We start from the raw sequence: 16,265 nt of genomic DNA on the forward strand, positions 1-16,265 counted from the left end.
TCGCTCAGGATCCGAGGTTCGTCGGCAGCCCGGACGGCAGCTTCCCGCCCTCGGCCTTGGTGTACGTCTCCTTGCCGGCCTTGCCGGACCAGGTCACCTTCATGGTGGTCTTCGTCATCGAGTCCACCATTCCGGTGCCCCGGTCCTTGCTGCCGTCGGTGCAGGTCAGATGGATCATCTGCATGCCCGCCTCCTCGCCCGCGGTGCCGCTGCACACGGTGCCGCCGGTCGCGAAGAGCCCGGCCTGCTTGCCGGTGACGATCAGGGCCACGGCCTTGCCGTCCGCCGTGGTGAGCCAGCTGCCCTGCAGCTTGCCGGACGAGGACGTCGTGCCGCTCGTGCTGTCGCCGGTGCCTGCCGTCGACGTCGACGTCGGTGCCGCGGACGCGCTCGGGCCGGCCGACGAGTCGTCCTTGGAGCCACCGCCGCCGCTGCACGCGGTCAGCGCGAGCGCGCCCGCCAGTCCCGCGGCCGTGGCCGCGATCCGCATCCTCGTAGTCGCCGAAGTCACTGGAAGCTCCCAAGCTGTAGCCGGTCGGACGCCCGGTTGGCCGGAACGACCGCAGCAAGCTACCAGGGCTCACCGGGCGGACTTCCGGATGCCAGGTAGGTATCCGCTGTGAGCTTGCTACCTCGGGGCGGCTGCTGACGGCCGGGCCCACCCCTGCATGGGTAGGGGATTACCTACGTTTGACGCGTAGGGAATCTCCTACCTATCGTCCTGCCCATGAACATCACCCACGCCTCCTTCGTCACCCTCCCCGTCGCCGACCAGGACCGCGCCCTGCGCTTCTACCGGGACGTCCTCGGCTTCGAGGTCACCGCCGACCTGGACCTGCCCCAGGGCCGGTGGCTCCAGGTCGCACCCAAGGGCGCGCAGACCGTCTTCACGCTCTCCGGTCCGGGCATGGGCGATTTCGAGCCCGGTTCGACCCGGGGGATCATGTTGGTGACGACCGACGTCGATGCCGACTGCGCCAGGCTCGCCGAGGCCGGCACCGACGTGCAGGGGCCGGACGACCTCCCGTGGGGGCGGATGGCCTCCTTCCGGGACCCGGACGGCAACGGTCTGATGCTGCTCACGGAGGCTCAGCGCTAGGAAAGCGGGAAAGGACGGGGCATGACGACGACAGGGGCCGTCGAGGACCGGATCTTCGCCGCGCTTGCCAACGCCACCCGCCGTGAGGTGCTGCGACTGCTGCGCGAGCAGGGGCCCCAGCCCGTGCAGGCCCTTGCCGACCACTTCGACATGCGCCGCCCCAGTCTCTCGGAACACCTCAAGTTGCTCCGGGAGGCCGGCCTCGTCTCCGAGCAGCGCTCCGGGCGGCAGCGCATCTACCGCCTGGAGGCGGCCCCGCTCGCCGACCTGCAGGACTGGCTCCACCCGTACGAGCGGTTCTGGCGCGACCGGCTGACGGGGCTCGGCGAACTGCTCGACCGCATGCCCGACGATGACCTGTCATGAGCCACCCCCCGGCCGAGGACGACCTCACCAACATCCGCGTCGACCAGTTCCTCCCGCACCCGCCCGCGAAGGTGTGGCGCGCCCTCACCGAGCCGGAACTCCTCGTTCAGTGGCAGATGCCCGGGGCGGAGAATTTCCGCCTGGAGGTCGGGCACCGGTACCGGTTGACCTCGGTCCCGCGTCCCAACGCCCGCTTCTCCGGCATCGTCGACGTGCAGGTTCTCGCCTACGACACCGAGCGGATGCTGTCCGTCCGGTGGGCCGATGCCGATCCGGCCAATCCCGCGGACTGGACCATCACGTGGACGCTGGAACAGGAAGGGCGCGGCACGCGTCTCTTCCTAGTACATGAGGGATTCGATCCGGACGATCCGGCACAGATGATGGCGCGGAAGATCATGGACGGGGGCTGGCGTTCGCATGTCCTGCAGGCTCTGGGGCACACGCTGGAACAGATTCGGTAAAGCAGTCGTCAAAGCTGTAACCGGAAGAACACCCCCCGTGCACGTGCATCTGCCCATGCATCTGCACATGAACAAGGTTATGATCCGGGTCAGTTGACTACAGCATCTATGGCCACATCAGCCAGTGCACCACCGGGGAGCGACCTGTGGACCGCGACGTTGACGGCGTGTACGGGGGGTACGACGTGTACAACGGCATGGCTGCCGCGCAGCTGGACGGAGTGGCCTGGCAGAAGAGCAGGCACAGCAACTCGCAGGGATCCTGCGTGGAGTTCGCCCGGTTGCCGGGCGGGGAGGTGGCCGTGCGCAACTCGCGCTTTCCGGACGGCCCCGCCCTCGTCTACACACGCGCGGAGATCGAGGCGATGCTCCTCGGTGTCAAGGACGGCGAGTTCGACCACCTGATAGCGAGCTGACGCCGGTCGGCCCGGGAGCATGCCGGGCCAATCCGGGCATAACGTCGGGTAACGCGCGTAGAAACGCGACGTCGGACGACGTCGCGTTTCGTCATTCGGCCGGCTGGAGCCGGAACAGCGCCCAGACGACCTTGCCGTTGAGCGTGCCCGCGAGCGGGTGCCAGCCCCAGCTGTCGCTGAAGGAGTCGACCAGGAACAGCCCGCGGCCGGACTCGGCGGAGAAGTCGTCCGAGTTACGGGCGACCGGGGTGTCGTGGCTGGGATCACGCACCGCGCACACCAGCCGCTCGGTCCACCGCATCAGGTGCAGCCGCACGGACGGGGTCTGCTCCCCGCCGCAGCCGGCGTCGCCCGGCAGCGCGTGCCGCAGGGCGTTGGTGACGAGTTCCGAGACGACCAGGCATATGTCGTCGAAGCGGTCGCCCACGTCCCACTGGTCGAGCGTTCTGCGGGTGAACAGCCGGGCCTCGCGCACCGCTTCGTAGCGGGCGGGCAGAGCACAGGAGGCGGCGTTGGACACGGCCGCGGGGTCCAGCGGCGGAAGGCCCTGCCGTAACGGCTCGAGCATGGTCGATCCATTCGTCCCCATGCGAGGCACTCCCGGGAATTCGCGGTCGTTGCGATGCAGCGGTGGCGCGAGACCATGCTTTCGGATGCGCACAGCAGATGCAAGGGCAGATGCACGTGCACGAGACCGAATTGAGCGCTCCCGTACCGCTTGTTGGCCATTTTTTCCGCCAACTTCATGCACTTGGCTCACCGCTGACTTGCATCTTCCTGTGCGGAAACTTTGGCCTCTTTCCGTTTCCGTAACCAGACGAGTACTGCTCGAAGTGTTTTAGTGGCAGACTTCGGGCCCTGAAGACGGGTTGGGGAGGCTGGCGAACGTGAGCGCGGGAGAGCCCGGATCGGTGGTGCGGCGCATGCTGCTCGGCTCGCAACTCAGGCGACTGCGAGAGGCACGGGGGATCACGCGTGAGGCGGCCGGGTACTCGATCCGCGCTTCGGAATCGAAGATCAGCCGGATGGAGTTGGGCCGGGTGAGCTTCAAGACACGGGATGTCGAGGACCTGCTGACGCTGTACGGCATCACGGACGAGGTGGAGCGCGAGTCGCTGCTCTCCCTCGCCCGGGAGGCCAACGTCGCGGGCTGGTGGCACAGCTATTCCGATGTGCTGCCGAGCTGGTTCCCCACCTATGTGGGCCTGGAGGGCGCCGCCTCGCTGATCCGGGCGTACGAGGTGCAGTTCGTGCACGGTCTGCTGCAGACCGAGGAGTACGCCCGCGCGGTCGTCCGGCGCGGAATGAAAGGCGCGAGCGTCGCCGACGTCGAGCGGCGCGTGACGCTGCGCCTGGAGCGGCAGAAGTACCTCGTCTCCGAGAACGCCCCCGACTTCCACATCGTCCTCGACGAGGCCGCCCTGCGCCGGCCGTACGGCGACCGCGAGGTGATGCGCGACCAGCTCCAGCACCTGATCGACATCTCCGAGCGGCCCAACGTGCGGCTGCAGATCATGCCGTTCAGTTTCGGCGGCCACTCCGGGGAGAGCGGCGCGTTCACCATCCTCAGCTTCCCGGAGTCGGATCTGTCCGACGTCGTGTATCTGGAGCAGCTCACCAGCGCGCTGTATCTGGACAAGCGCGAGGACGTCGCCCAGTACGAGCAGGCCCTCAAGGAGCTTCAGCAGGACAGTCCCGGGCCGGACGAGAGCCGGGACCTGCTGCGGGGGCTGCTGCAGCTCTCCTGACTTTCGAGGTCTTGACTTCGCACGCTCGTTTCCCCAGGTGACGCCACAACTCACCGTAAACACAAGTACGATGACGTGTGATCAGTCATATAAGACCGATCGGATCGTGAAGTTGATCGGGTGTCTGTCTCGACTGCTTAGGCAGTAAGGGGATCGAGGGATCACATGTCGTCCTGCTTCACCGACCTGGCCCAGCAGTACATCGACGGTGAGTGGCGCCCGGGCACCGGTTCCTGGGACATCATCGACTTCAACCCGTACGACGGCGAGAAGCTGGCCTCGATCACGATAGCCACCATCGACGAGGTCGATGAGGCCTACCGGGCGGCCGCCCGTGCCCAGCAGGAGTGGGCCGACACCAACCCCTACGCCCGCCGCGTCTTCTTCGAGAAGGTCCTGCGCCTGGTCGAGGAGCGGGAGGGCGAGATCACCGAGATGATCATCGCCGAGCTCGGCGGCACGCACCTGAAGGCGGGATTCGAGATCCATCTCGCCAAGGAGTTCCTGCGCGAGGCGGCCCAGCTGGCGCTGCGCGGCGAGGGCAGACTCCTGCCGTCGCCGATCGACGGCAAGGAGAACCGTCTCTACCGCGTCCCGGTCGGCGTGGTGGGTGTGATCAGCCCCTTCAACTTCCCCTTCCTGCTGTCGATCAAGCCCGTCGCCGCGGCCCTCGCCCTCGGCAACGCCGTCGTCCTCAAGCCGCATCAGGACACCCCGATCTGCGGCGGCACGCTGATCGCGAAGCTCTTCGAGGACGCGGGTCTGCCGCCCGGCCTGCTGAACGTCGTGCTCACCGACATAGCCGAGATAGGCGACGCCTTCATAGAGCACCCGGTCCCCAAACTGATCTCCTTCACCGGCTCCGACAAGGTCGGCCGGCACATCGCCACCGTCTGCGCCGCGCAGCTCAAGCGCACGGTCCTCGAACTGGGCGGAAACAGCGCGCTCGTGGTCCTCGACGACGCGGACATCGACTACGCGGTCGACGCGGCCGTCTTCAGCCGGTACGTCGACCAGGGCCAGGTCTGCATGGCCGCCAACCGTGTCCTGGTGGACCGCTCGGTCGCGGACGAGTTCACCGAGAAGTTCGTCGCCAAGGTCAGGACCCTGAAGACCGGCGACCCGAGCGACCCGCAGACCGTCATCGGCCCGGTCATCAACTCCCTTCAGGCCAACGCGATCTCGGCCGCCATCGAGCAGGCCGTCGCCGAGGGCGCCACGGTCCTGGTGCGCGGCACGACGACCGACAACCTGGTGGAGCCCTCCGTCCTGACGGACGTGCCGACCGACTCCTCGCTCCTGCACAAGGAGATTTTCGGCCCCGTCGCCCTGCTGGTCCCGTTCGACGGCGAGGAGGACGCGGTCCGCATCGTCAACGACACCCCGTACGGCCTGAGCGGAGCCGTCCACACGGCCGACATCGAGCGGGGCGTGGCGTTCGCCAAGCGGGTCGACACCGGCATGTTCCATGTGAACGACGGCACCGTCCACGACGAGCCGCTCGTCCCCTTCGGCGGCGAGAAGCACTCCGGCATCGGCCGGCTCAACGGCGAGACGACCCTGGACGCCTTCACCACGCTGAAGTGGATCTCGGTGCAGCACGGGCGGACCGCGTTCCCGTTCTAGGACCGGACAGGCCCTGCCGACTTGAGGACAGAAGCTGACCGCAAGGGTCCGTAACGTCATCGATGTCAGGCAAGAGAAAGCCGTTGGACCCGATGAAAGGGGCCGGTCATGGTCACTCACGTGCGAGCCGAGGCGCAGGGCGACGAGCGGGGGGCGCTGCTCTCCTTCCTCGCCGAGCAGCGCGGAGGCATCCGGCGGGCGGTGCTCGGGCTGACGGACGAGCAGGCCACCGGCAGGCCCAGCGCCAGCGAACTGTCCCTCGCCGGGCTGGTCAAGCACGTGGCCGAGGTCGAGCAGGGCTGGGTCGCCCGCGCCAAGAGCGAGCCGCCGGCGGTCAAGCGGGACGAGTCGAACTGGCACGAGTGTTTCGCGCTGGCCGAGGGCGAGACCGTCGCCCAGCAACTGGCGTACTGGGAGGAGGTCGCGGCCGAGACCGAGAAGTTCGTCCGGTCCGTGCCCAGCCTCGACGACACCTTCCCGCTGCCGAACGACCCCTGGTTCCCGCCGGACGAGACCGTCTCCATGCGCTGGCTGGTCCTTCACCTGATCCGTGAGACGGCACGGCACGCCGGCCACGCCGACATCATCCGCGAGTCGCTTGACGGGAAGACGGCGTTCGAGCTGGTGGCCCAGGAGCAGGGCACGTCCTGGGGCTGACCCCGTTGGTCATACGCTGAACCGCATGTCAGCGATCCGTCTCCTAGTGCTGGGCGCCGTCCGCCAGCACGGGCGGGCCCACGGCTACCAGGTGCGCAACGACCTGGAGTACTGGGGCGCGCACGAGTGGTCCAACGCCAAGCCCGGCTCGATCTACCACGCCCTGAAGCAGATGGCCAAGCAGGGACTCCTGCACGCGCACGAGATCGCACCGTCCACGGCCGGGGGCCCGCCGCGGACCGAGTACGAGATCACGGACCGGGGGACCGAGGAGTTCTTCGGGCTGCTGCGGGAGTCCCTGGTCTCCTACGACCAGAAGACGGACATCCAGTCGGCGGCCATCGGTTTCCTCGTCGAGCTGCCGCGGGACGAGGCGGTGGCCCTGCTCAAGGAGCGGATCCGCCGGATCGAGCAGTGGCGGGCCGCCGTCACCGAGCACTACATCCCCGAGGACGGCCCCGAGAAGCTGGGGCACATCGGCGAGATCATGAACCTGTGGGTCCACACGGCCGACTCGGACGCCGCCTGGACCCGCGGGCTCATCGAGCGCCTCGAACGCGGTGCCTACACCTTCGCCGGCGAGGGCGAGCCCTTCGTGGGCGTCCTGGCGGAGGGGCAGGAGAACCCGTACGCGACGGGGGAACGGCATCCGGAGGACGACCGCTGATCGGGTCCGGCCGTTCCCCGGCCTCCGGCGTCAGTGGTGGAAGCCGGTGGCCGCCTCCTTGTCCCGGGTCAACGGATGCGGCTGCCGGCGCAGCTCCGGCAGCAGCCGGCCCAGGTCCTCGACGAACATGTCGGCGAGGTCCTGGGAGAAGCCGTTGCGGCACACCACCCGCAGGACGGACAGGTCCTCCCGGTTGGCCGGGAAGGTGTACGCGGGCACCAGCCAGCCGCTCTCGCGCAGCCGCCGGGAGACGTCGAAGACGTCGTACGACGTCACCTCCGGGGCGGTGGTGAAGGCGAACACCGGCAGTTCGTCGCCCCGGGTCAGCAGCCGGAAGTCGCCGAGCGCCTCGATCCGTTCGGCGAGCCCGGTCGCCACGTCCCGCGTGGTCTGCTGCACGGCCCGGTAGCCCTCGCGGCCCAGCCGCAGGAACGTGTAGTACTGCGCGACCACCTGGGCGCCGGGGCGGGAGAAGTTCAGCGCGAAGGTCGGCATGTCGCCGCCCAGGTAGTTGACGCGGAAGACGAGCTCCTCGGGCAGTGCCTCCCTGTCCCGCCACAGCGCCCAGCCGACGCCCGGGTAGACCAGGCCGTACTTGTGGCCGGAGGTGTTGATCGAGGTCACGCGCGGGAGCCGGAAGTCCCAGACCAGGTCCTCGTCCAGGAAGGGCGCGACCATGGCGCCGGACGCCCCGTCCACGTGCACCGGGATGTCGAGGCCGGTGCGCTCCTGCAGGGCGTCCAGGGCGGCGCACAGGTCCGCGATCGGCTCGTACGACCCGTCGAAGGTGGAGCCGAGGATGCCGACGACCCCGATGGTGTTCTCGTCGCACAGCTCGGCCGCCGCCTGCGGGTCCAGGTGGTAACGGTCGCCCTCCATGGGGACCAGGCGGGCCTCCACCTCCCAGAAGTTGCAGAACTTCTCCCAGCAGACCTGGACGTTGATCCCCATGACGAGATTGGGCCGCACGTCGTGCGCCGGGTAGCGGTCGGCGTTGCGCTGCGCCCAGCGCCGCTTGAGCGCCATCCCGGCGAGCATGCACGCCTCGCTGGAGCCGGTCGTCGAACAGCCCACGGCGGCCGAGGGATCGGGCGCGTTCCACAGGTCGGCGAGCATGGCCACGCAGCGTTTCTCCAGCTCGGCCGTGCGCGGGTACTCGTCCTTGTCGATCATGTTCTTGTCGCGGCACTCCGCCATCAGGATCCCCGCCTGCGGCTCCATCCAGGTGGTGACGAACGTGGCCAGATTCAGCCGGGAGTTGCCGTCCAGCATCAGCTCGTCGTGCACCACCTGATACGCCGTGTTGGGCGGCAGCGGCGCGTCCGGGAGCCGGTGCGTCGGCGGGGCCTCGGTCATGCCGACGACCGGATTGGCCTCCCCGTAGAACGGGTTGATGGACACGGTCCGCTGTTCGTGCTTCTCCGGACCCTTGTGCAGTGCCATGTTCGTTTCTCCTCGGAGGGGAAGAAAGGGCTGTCGAGAAAGGGGCTGTCGAGAGAGGAAGAAAGTGCGGTCAAGAGGGGAAGAAGGGGTGGGCTGTTCGGTCGCTCACCGGATCGCCGTCCCGTCCGGCCGCAGCTGCATCTGCTGCCGCCCCGTCACCAGCAGCCAGGCCGGCAGTGAGGCGATGCACAGCAGGATGAGGATCGCCGGCGAGGCGCCGAGGACCGCGGCGGTGAACAGGCTCAGCCAGCCCTGACGGGTGACGGCCAGGAGCATGCCCAGCACGCCGGCCGCCACGCCCACGGCGGGTTGTACGCCGGGCACCAGGGCGTGGGCGCACAGGCCGAGGGCCGTGCCCACGAACACGGCGGGGAAGATCCGGCCGCCGCGGAAGCCGCAGGTCGCGGCGACCGTCAGGGCGGCCAGCTTCACCACCGTCATCGTGGCGAACTGCCCGGCCGTCCAGCCCTCCGGGTCGCGCGCCAGCTCCGCGACCTGGTCCAGACCCTTGAAGAGCGTCAGCGGGCCTCCCAGGGCCCCCAGCGCGCCCAGGACGAGCCCGCCCGCCGGAAGCATCAGCATCGGGTGCCGCAGCCGCTGGAAGGCCGTGTGGAGGTACGGGAAGGCGTGGACGGCGCACATGCCGAGGAGCGCGCCGACCGTCGCGACGACGACCGCCGCCAGCACGTCGCCCTCGTACGGCTTGTCGATCGGGGGCAGATGGAGGTCGAGGGACGCGTGGTGGACCAGGTCGGTCGTCAGGGCGCCGGCCGCGGCGGCGGCCAGGGGAGCGAAGAGGTTGTCCCACAGCAGCCCCTTGATCTGCTGCCCGGCCAGCGCCTCGGATATGACCAGGGCCGCCCCCACCGGCGTGCCGAACAGCGCGCCGAGCGTCGCCGCCTCCGCCAGTGCCACCCACAGCCCGCCCGGCAGCCGGGGCAGGCACCGGGGGCCCAGCCACACGGCCAGCCCGATGTTCACGGCGATGATCGGGTTCTCGGGGCCGAGGCTGGGACCGCCCGCGAGCATCAGGGCCGCCGCGAGCAGCAGGCCCGGCAGCACGACGGGCGGCAGCGCGGGCGCGTTCAGCCCCATGGTGGCCGGGTCGGGCCCCGCGTGCCCCGGCACCTTCCACACCACCAGTCCGACCGCGATGCCGGTCGCGGTGAGCATGACGAAGATCCACAGTACGGAGTATCGGCCGATTCCCAGGGCGTCGGGCAGGTTCTGCCACAGCACGCCCTTTAGTTTCTCGGCCGCCACGCTCACTCCGACGAACAGCAGGCTCGACACCACGCCCACGAGGAGGGCGGGCAGGATGAGCGGCAGCAGGGCGCGCGCGGGGGTGGCGGGAGCGGTGGGGAGCGCCTGCTGCGCGGAGTCCTGGGCCACGGGCTCACCATAAAGGGACGAAACGGGCGCAACATCCGGAGGGATGCGGGCGGGGCACTCCGGAAAACGGGCTTGCACCTCACGTCACGTGAGGGCCCACCGTGGAGCGCATACCGAGAGAAGGAGCGGAAGTGAGCTACTCCGTGGGGCAGGTCGCCGGCTTCGCCGGAGTCACGGTGCGCACCCTGCACCACTACGACGAGATCGGCCTGCTCGCCCCGGGCGAGCGCAGCCACGCGGGCCACCGGCGCTACAGCGACGCCGACCTGGACCGGCTGCAGCAGATCCTGTTCTACCGGGAGCTCGGCTTCCCGCTCGACGAGGTCGCGGCCCTGCTCGACGACCCGGACGCGGACCCGCGCGCACACCTGCGCCGCCAGCACGAACTGCTGACCGCCCGGATCGAGAAGCTGCAGAAGATGGCCGCGGCCGTGGAGCACGCCATGGAGGCACGCACGATGGGCATCAACCTCACACCCGAGGAGAGGTTCGAGGTCTTCGGGGACAAGGACCCCGAGCAGTACGCCGAGGAGGCGGAGCAGCGGTGGGGCGGCACCGAGGCGTACGCGGAGTCGCAGCGCCGCGCCGCCCGCTACACCAAGGAGGACTGGAAGCGCCTGCAGGCCGAGGTCGACGACTGGACGCAGCGCTACGTCGCCCTCATGACCGACGGCGGGCAGCCGTCCGGCGAGGCGGCCATGGACCTGGCCGAGGAGCACCGCCGGCACATCGGCAAGTGGTTCTACGAGTGCCCGCACACCATGCACCGCTGTCTGGGCGCGATGTACGTCGCCGACGAGCGCTTCAAGGCGTTCTACGACGGCATGCGGCCCGGGCTCGCCGATCACCTGAGCGAGGCGATCGCGGCGAATGCCGACCGGCACCAGGCGTGATCCCCTGGCCCGGGATGAGGTCTACACCCGGGCCAGGACCACCGCCGTCCCGTACGCGCACACCTCCGTGCCGACGTCCGCCGCCTCCGTCACGTCGAAGCGGAACATCAGCACCGCGTTGGCGCCACGCGCGCGTGCCTGCTCCACCAGCCGCTCCATGGCCTGGTTACGGGTCTGCACGAGCGTCTTGGTGAGCCCCTTGAGCTCGCCGCCGATCATCGACTTCAGACCCGCGCCGATCTGGCTGCCGAGGTGCCGGGAGCGCACGGTGAGCCCGAAGACCTCGCCGATGACCTGCTGCACCACGTACCCGGGCACGTCATTGGTGGTCACGACCAGCACATCCGACTGGGGCCCCTGGCCGCCGCCGTATTCGTCGATACCCATGGCTCACAGCTTTGTGCCAGCCGACGCACAGTGCATCCTGGAGGCACCGGTGGAACCTGGGGTGGACACATTGCGTTGATAGCTTTGTGCGGCCGTACCAAGGACGCCGTACCGCCTTCACCCCTCAGGAGCCCGGAACCGTGACGACGCTCGCCCTCGGCCCGAGCTGGCTGGACCCCAACACTCTTCTCAACACGTACAGCATCTGGGGCCTGCTCCTGGTCGTGTTCGCCGAGTCGGGCCTGTTGATCGGGTTCTTCCTGCCGGGTGACTCGCTGCTCTTCACCTGCGGTCTGCTGATCACGTCCGGGGACCTGGACTTCCCGCTGTGGGGCGCGATCGCCCTTATCTGCCTCGCCGCGGTCCTCGGCGACCAGGCGGGCTACATGTTCGGCAAGAAGGTGGGCCCGTCCCTCTTCAACCGCCCGGACTCCCGCCTCTTCAAGCAGGAGAACGTCACCAAGGCGCACGAGTTCTTCGAGAAGTACGGCCCGAAGTCCCTGGTCCTGGCCCGCTTCGTGCCCATCGTGCGCACGTTCACGCCGATCATCGCCGGCGTCAGCGGCATGAAGTACCGCTCGTTCCTGATCTTCAACGTCATCGGCGGCACCCTGTGGGGCGCGGGCGTGACCCTGCTCGGCTCCTGGCTGGGCAACATCGGCTTCGTCAACAAGAACATCGAGACGATCCTCATCCTGATCGTCCTCGTCTCGGTGGTCCCGATCGCCATCGAGTTCCTGCGGGCCCGCTCCAAGAACAAGAACAACCCGCCCGCCGAGCCCCCGGCCCGGCAGCAGCCCCTCCAGCAGCCCCAGGCCCCGGTCATGGACGACGCCACGACCCGGCTGCGCCGCGTCGAGCCGGAGTACCAGCAGCCGCAGCAGCAGCCGTACGGCTCGGACCAGCGCTACGACGAGTACTACGGGCAGTCCCAGCAGCAGCCCTACGCCCACCAGCACCCGCAGGGCTACGACCAGCACCAGCACCCGCAGGGCTACGACCAGCAGCAGTACCCCCAGGGTTACGACCAGCAGCAGCCGTACGGATCGCAGCAGGGCTACCAGCAGCAGTACCCGTACAACCAGCAGTAGGCCCTCAGAAGCCCCTCGTCCGCTTGGCGGCCCGGCGTACCGCGGCGGTGCCGCCCGGCACCCGCAGGAACAGCCGCGAGATCTCCGACCCCAGGTTCACCCCGATGGCGATGGCCATGGCCAGTGACGCGGCCTTGGCCAACGACACCAGCCCCTTGTCGACCTCGTTCTGCGCCATGGACAGCAGCCCGAAGTAGGTCGCCGAACCCGGCAGCAGCGGCCCGATCGCCGCGGTCGTGTACGGCAGCGCGGACGCGAACCGGTACCGTGACAGCAACTGTCCGAACAGCCCCACGAGCCCCGCCGCCACGGCCGTCGAGGCCACCGGCGAGATGCCGCCCGCATAGTGCATCGCGCCGTACACCGACCAGGCGACGCCCCCGTTGAGGGACACCGCCAGCACGGTGGATCGTTCCTGCTGAAGCAGTACGGCGAACGTCAGCGACAGCAGCATCGACGCGGCGATCTGCACCAGCGGCCGCTCGGAGATGTCCAGCGCCGCGTCCGGATTGAGCGTGCCGCCCACCTTCACGCCGAAGTACAGGACGACCAGCACGCCGATGACGATGCCGACGAAGAAGTACATGACCTCCAGCAGGCGCGCCGCCGCGGTGATGTAGAAGCCGGTCAGGCCGTCCTGCACGCCCGCCACCAGCGCCCGCCCGGGCAGCAGCGCGAACAGCCCACCGGTGATGACCGCGGACGCCTTCACGTCGACGTTCGCCAGCGTGAGCGCCACGCCTATCGCCGCGGGCGGCATCGCGGCCACCGTGAACTGGTAGAACTCCGGCAGCCCGCGCCCCGCGCACAGCCACGCCAGCCGGTCGCCGAGCATCGCGCCCAGCGCGGCCGCCACGAACACGATCAGGTCACCGCCGACCAGGACCGAGGCCGCGGCGGCCAGCAGCCCGCTCGCCCCGGTCAGCGCCCAGCCGGGGTACGGGTGGCGGTTGCGGCGGATCGCCGCGAGGCGCCGGTAGGCCTCCTCCAGGGAGACGTGGGTGTCCGGGTCGGTGAGGTCGTCCACGAGCCGGAAGACGGCCGACAGACGCGTGTAGTCGGTGCCCCGGCGGCGCACCGTCCGGGACGCCGTCACCGGGTCGTCCACCAGGGACGGCTGGTGCGAGATCGACAGCAGCGTGAAGGTGACGGTCGGCTCGCAGCGGTCCAGGCCGTACGCCCGGCAGACCGCGAACATCGCGGCCTCCACGTCCTCCGCGCCCTCGCCGCCCGCCAGCAGCAGCTCGCCGATGCGCAGGGTCAGGTCGAGCACGCGCGGGACGGCCGGGCCGCCCTCCTCCGCCCTCTGCACCGGCTCCGGCGCCGGCCGCTCCGCCACGGGCATGCGCAGCATCGTGCGCATCCGGTCCTGCCAGGGCGCATCCTTGATCAGGCTGACGGCCGGTATGCCCTCCGGCGGGGTGAAGACCGGCGGGGCCTGTCTGGCGCTGTACGTGTTCGGCACGCTGAACGCGGACCCTTCCGGCTCGGCGCCGGGCGGCTGCGGGGCGGCCAGTCCCTCGGGCAGGGCGAATTCGGAGGTCGTCTCGGACTCACCGCCGCCTCTGGGGACGGCGAGTCCCTTCGGAACGGCGAACTCGGACGTGACCTCGGAGTCGTAGGCGCTCCTGGCCTCGTCCGACTGCGGCTTGCGGTCCTCCGCGTCCGTCACTGAAGCAGCACTCCCTGTACGACAGTCCGACAAGCCTCAGTATGCGCACAGGGATGCGAACGGGCCGCACGCGTGCGCGTGCGGCCCGTTCGTACGGCAGGTGTCTCAGTGACCGCCGTGGTCCTTGAAGCGCTTGTACGACCGCTCGATCTCCAGCTCGGCGTCCGTGCGGCCCACCCAGTTGGCACCCTCGACCGACTTGCCGGGCTCCAGGTCCTTGTAGACCTCGAAGAAGTGCTGGATCTCCAGGCGGTCGAACTCCGACACGTGGTGGATGTCGCGCAGGTGCTCCACACGCGGGTCGGTGGCCGGCACGCACAGCAGCTTGTCGTCGCCGCCCGCCTCGTCCGTCATGCGGAACATGCCGATCGCGCGGCACTTGATCAGACAGCCCGGGAAGGTCGGCTCGTCCAGGATGACCAGCGCGTCCAGCGGGTCGCCGTCCTCGCCGAGGGTGTTCTCGACGAATCCGTAGTCGGTCGGGTAGGCGGTCGAGGTGAAGAGGCGACGGTCCAGGCGGATCCGACCGGTCTCGTGGTCCACCTCGTACTTGTTCCGCGAACCCTTCGGGATCTCGATCGTGACGTCGAACTCCACCGGTGGCTCCTCCATGATCAGCACATAGTTCTGGTGATTAAGTGTCCCTCACGCTGGTGTGTGATCGCGAAAGGGGCTGGTGGTTGTGCCAGAACTGAGGCCTTGGCGCGCCGCGAGACCGCATGTGGCGCGGATCGCGGGTGCCGTACGACCACGTCTGGCACGGGCCGCGGCGACCGCGAAGCCACAGGTCGCACGGGTGTCACGCGCCGTGGGACCACGGCTCGCGGCGCTCGTGCGGCCTCCCCGCCCGCGGTCCGTCAGGACCTGGCAGTACATCGCGGGCGCCACCACCGTCGGGCTGGCGCTGGCCTCCGGTGTGGTGACCGCGGCCGGCCCCTGGGACGCCAGCGGCCAGCGTACGGCCGAGCGGGACTGGGCCGCCGGGCAGGAGCGGGCAGGTGGCGCAGATCACGGCCGTACCTCCGGTACGGCGTCCAGGGCACCCCGGCCCGCCCCCAGCGCCGGATCCGTCCTGGCGGGCCTGGGCGGCGGCACGAACACCGTGCACACCAAGAACGCCCCGCCGGCCGGAAAGCCCTTCGCGGACGTCCTGGCCCCGCTCCTGGACGACCCGGCGCTCGGCGGCGTCCACACCGCGGCGGTGGTCGACGTGACCAGCGGCAAACGCCTGTACGGCTCCGGCGCCGGCACGGCCCTCACCCCCGCCTCCACCACGAAGATCGCCACCGCCGTCGCCGCCCTCTCCGCCCTGGGCGCCGACCACCGCTTCAGCACCCGGGCCGCCCTGGTGCCGGGCACCAAGGAACTCGTCCTGGTCGGCGGCGGCGACCCGACCCTCACCGCCCGCAAGAAGGCGGACGACTGGGCGAGCCTGCGCGCGCTGGCCGACGACACCGCCGCCGCCCTGAAGAAGCGCGGAGTCCGGAAGGTCACCCTCTCCTACGACACCACCCTGTACGCGGGCTCCGCGATCCACCCCATCGGCGTCAACGACAACCTCGCCCCGGTCAGCGCCCTGATGGCCGACGAAGGCAGGACCGACGACTCGACCAGCGGTCCGGTCGCCCGGGTGTCCGACCCGGCGGCGGACGCGGCCCGCAAGTTCGCCGGCTTCCTCGGCGACGCCGGAATCAGGACGACGCCCCCCGGCCCCTCCAAGGCCGGCCACGGCTCGACCACCCTCGCCACCGTCTCCTCGCCTCCGCTGTCCGCCCTGGTCGAACGCATGCTGACCAACAGCGACAACGACATCGCCGAGGCCCTGGCACGCCAGACGGCCCTCGCGAGCGGCGCGAAGGCGGACTTCGCGGGCGGCGGGGGCGCGATCGCCGCCCGGCTGAAGAAGCTGGGCCTGCCGATGTCCGGTGCGCGGTTCCACGACGGCAGCGGCCTCAACCGCGACGACAGACTGACCGCTGACCTGCTGACGGCCCTCCTCGTGAAGGCGGGCTCGGCGGACCACCCCGAGCTCCGTCCGGTCCTCACCGGCCTTCCCGTGGCAGGCTTCACCGGCACCCTCACCGCCCGCTACACGGATGGCGCGGCGGGCATCGTACGGGCCAAGACGGGCACCCTGACGGGCGTCAACACGCTGGCCGGCACGGTGGTCGACCAGGACGGCCGCCTCCTGGCCTTCGCCTTCCTGGCCTCGGACACGACGAGCCCGCTGGACGCCCAGGCGGCACTGGACAGAACCGCGACCGCGCTCGCGGGCTGCGGCTGCGGATAGGGGCGACGCGGTGCCGCGCCCGGACGGCCTGCGGCCACCGCGTGCCGGCACCGC

Annotated in this window: 18 protein-coding genes; 11 read left to right on the plus strand and 7 right to left on the minus strand. The window is 69.8% G+C overall.

Annotation, left to right across the window (positions count from 1 at the left end; genetic code table 11):
- Positions 1-4 precede the first annotated feature (4 nt).
- Positions 5-490, minus strand: coding sequence for a hypothetical protein (locus ACIPSA_RS37575; protein ID WP_402643275.1), 486 nt, complete (start codon positions 488-490; stop codon positions 5-7).
- A gap of 237 nt (positions 491-727) precedes the next feature.
- Between ACIPSA_RS37575 and ACIPSA_RS37580 the strand changes: the two genes are divergently transcribed.
- The 4 genes from ACIPSA_RS37580 (at position 728) to ACIPSA_RS37595 (ending at position 2,345) form a co-directional block, all read left to right on the plus strand.
- Positions 728-1,099, plus strand: coding sequence for a VOC family protein (locus ACIPSA_RS37580; RefSeq protein WP_402643103.1), 372 nt, complete (start codon positions 728-730; stop codon positions 1,097-1,099).
- A gap of 21 nt (positions 1,100-1,120) precedes the next feature.
- Positions 1,121-1,465 carry an ArsR/SmtB family transcription factor gene (locus tag ACIPSA_RS37585; protein ID WP_402643106.1) on the plus strand — a complete coding sequence of 115 codons (345 nt, stop codon included), beginning with the start codon at positions 1,121-1,123 and terminating at the stop codon, positions 1,463-1,465.
- Complete coding sequence (locus tag ACIPSA_RS37590; protein ID WP_402643109.1) at positions 1,462-1,929, plus strand: SRPBCC domain-containing protein; 468 nt, start codon at positions 1,462-1,464, stop codon at positions 1,927-1,929. Before ACIPSA_RS37585 ends, ACIPSA_RS37590 begins: the two co-directional genes overlap by 4 nt.
- Positions 1,930-2,075: 146 nt before the next feature.
- Entirely contained in the window at positions 2,076-2,345 is a 270-nt protein-coding gene (locus tag ACIPSA_RS37595; RefSeq protein WP_402643111.1) for a DUF397 domain-containing protein, read from the plus strand.
- A gap of 91 nt (positions 2,346-2,436) precedes the next feature.
- Here ACIPSA_RS37595 and ACIPSA_RS37600 read toward each other — a convergent pair whose 3' ends face one another.
- On the minus strand, positions 2,437-2,913 hold the full coding sequence (locus ACIPSA_RS37600) for an ATP-binding protein (RefSeq protein WP_402643113.1): 477 nt from the start codon (positions 2,911-2,913) through the stop codon (positions 2,437-2,439).
- A 355-nt stretch (positions 2,914-3,268) separates the two neighbouring features.
- Here ACIPSA_RS37600 and ACIPSA_RS37605 point away from each other — a divergent pair, with 355 nt between their 5' ends.
- The 4 genes from ACIPSA_RS37605 (at position 3,269) to ACIPSA_RS37620 (ending at position 7,043) form a co-directional block, all read left to right on the plus strand.
- Positions 3,269-4,093, plus strand: coding sequence for a helix-turn-helix domain-containing protein (locus tag ACIPSA_RS37605; RefSeq protein ID WP_402643277.1), 825 nt, complete (start codon positions 3,269-3,271; stop codon positions 4,091-4,093).
- 165 nt (positions 4,094-4,258) lie between these two features.
- Complete coding sequence (locus ACIPSA_RS37610; protein ID WP_402643116.1) at positions 4,259-5,719, plus strand: aldehyde dehydrogenase family protein; 1,461 nt, start codon at positions 4,259-4,261, stop codon at positions 5,717-5,719.
- A 108-nt stretch (positions 5,720-5,827) separates the two neighbouring features.
- Positions 5,828-6,376 (plus strand): DinB family protein, encoded by a 549-nt coding sequence (locus ACIPSA_RS37615; RefSeq protein ID WP_402643119.1) that lies wholly within the window; start codon positions 5,828-5,830, stop codon positions 6,374-6,376.
- Between the two features lie 25 nt (positions 6,377-6,401).
- Positions 6,402-7,043 (plus strand): PadR family transcriptional regulator, encoded by a 642-nt coding sequence (locus ACIPSA_RS37620; protein ID WP_402643120.1) that lies wholly within the window; start codon positions 6,402-6,404, stop codon positions 7,041-7,043.
- Positions 7,044-7,073: 30 nt separating this feature from the next.
- On the opposite strand, the gene ACIPSA_RS37625 is transcribed toward ACIPSA_RS37620, so the two are convergent.
- Together ACIPSA_RS37625 and ACIPSA_RS37630 are read right to left on the minus strand one after the other, a co-directional pair.
- Complete coding sequence (locus tag ACIPSA_RS37625; protein WP_402643123.1) at positions 7,074-8,486, minus strand: glutamate decarboxylase; 1,413 nt, start codon at positions 8,484-8,486, stop codon at positions 7,074-7,076.
- A gap of 105 nt (positions 8,487-8,591) precedes the next feature.
- The gene (locus ACIPSA_RS37630) at positions 8,592-9,878 is read right to left on the minus strand and encodes an ion channel protein (protein WP_402643125.1); all 1,287 of its coding nucleotides are present in this window, start codon (positions 9,876-9,878) and stop codon (positions 8,592-8,594) included.
- A gap of 131 nt (positions 9,879-10,009) precedes the next feature.
- Between ACIPSA_RS37630 and ACIPSA_RS37635 the strand changes: the two genes are divergently transcribed.
- Positions 10,010-10,771 carry a MerR family transcriptional regulator gene (locus ACIPSA_RS37635; RefSeq protein ID WP_402643128.1) on the plus strand — a complete coding sequence of 254 codons (762 nt, stop codon included), beginning with the start codon at positions 10,010-10,012 and terminating at the stop codon, positions 10,769-10,771.
- A 21-nt stretch (positions 10,772-10,792) separates the two neighbouring features.
- On the opposite strand, the gene ACIPSA_RS37640 is transcribed toward ACIPSA_RS37635, so the two are convergent.
- The gene (locus tag ACIPSA_RS37640; protein WP_402643131.1) at positions 10,793-11,158 is read right to left on the minus strand and encodes a YbjQ family protein; all 366 of its coding nucleotides are present in this window, start codon (positions 11,156-11,158) and stop codon (positions 10,793-10,795) included.
- Between the two features lie 140 nt (positions 11,159-11,298).
- Between ACIPSA_RS37640 and ACIPSA_RS37645 the strand changes: the two genes are divergently transcribed.
- Positions 11,299-12,249, plus strand: coding sequence for a VTT domain-containing protein (locus ACIPSA_RS37645; protein WP_402643134.1), 951 nt, complete (start codon positions 11,299-11,301; stop codon positions 12,247-12,249).
- A gap of 4 nt (positions 12,250-12,253) precedes the next feature.
- Here the strand turns inward: ACIPSA_RS37645 and ACIPSA_RS37650 are convergent, their stop codons facing one another.
- Both ACIPSA_RS37650 and ACIPSA_RS37655 read right to left on the minus strand, forming a co-directional pair.
- On the minus strand, positions 12,254-13,921 hold the full coding sequence (locus tag ACIPSA_RS37650; protein WP_402643137.1) for a threonine/serine exporter ThrE family protein: 1,668 nt from the start codon (positions 13,919-13,921) through the stop codon (positions 12,254-12,256).
- Positions 13,922-14,026: 105 nt separating this feature from the next.
- On the minus strand, positions 14,027-14,518 hold the full coding sequence (locus tag ACIPSA_RS37655) for an inorganic diphosphatase (RefSeq protein ID WP_402643140.1): 492 nt from the start codon (positions 14,516-14,518) through the stop codon (positions 14,027-14,029).
- A 124-nt stretch (positions 14,519-14,642) separates the two neighbouring features.
- On the opposite strand from ACIPSA_RS37655, the gene dacB reads away from it, so the two are divergent.
- The gene (gene dacB / locus ACIPSA_RS37660; protein ID WP_402643143.1) at positions 14,643-16,211 is read left to right on the plus strand and encodes a D-alanyl-D-alanine carboxypeptidase/D-alanyl-D-alanine-endopeptidase; all 1,569 of its coding nucleotides are present in this window, start codon (positions 14,643-14,645) and stop codon (positions 16,209-16,211) included.
- The last annotated feature ends 54 nt before the right edge of the window (positions 16,212-16,265 follow it).

This window comes from Streptomyces sp. NPDC086549, assembly GCF_044746205.1.
Classification (GTDB): domain Bacteria; phylum Actinomycetota; class Actinomycetes; order Streptomycetales; family Streptomycetaceae; genus Streptomyces.